At 36.7% G+C, this 226-nt stretch carries 1 protein-coding gene; it reads right to left on the bottom strand.

From position 1 onward, the window contains the following. Window positions 1-5 precede the first annotated feature (5 nt). Window positions 6-226: putative PEP-binding protein (locus CWC11_RS22640; protein ID WP_138684298.1), on the bottom strand; the 221-nt coding region annotated here is incomplete at its 5' end.

Genomic DNA, 226 nt, shown 5'->3' with positions numbered 1-226 from the left:
TTAAATTATTTAGTAAACTTTTCAGCTAGATAAAGCCAAGTTTCAAGTACTGTATCTGGGTTAAGTGAAACAGAGTCAATCCCCTCTTCAACTAACCAAGCAGCAAAATCTTCATGATCCGATGGACCTTGACCACAAATACCTACATATTTGCCTTTCGCTTTAGCAGTTTGAATTGCCATTGAAAGTAGTTTCTTGATAGCTGGATTTCGCTCATCAAACAGAT

It is taken from the genome of Pseudoalteromonas sp. S3178 (genome assembly GCF_005886985.1).
GTDB classification, from domain to species: Bacteria; Pseudomonadota; Gammaproteobacteria; order Enterobacterales; family Alteromonadaceae; genus Pseudoalteromonas; species Pseudoalteromonas carrageenovora.
The sequence above is the reverse complement of the archived record's forward strand: the minus strand, read 5'-3'. Positions and strand labels throughout refer to the sequence as shown.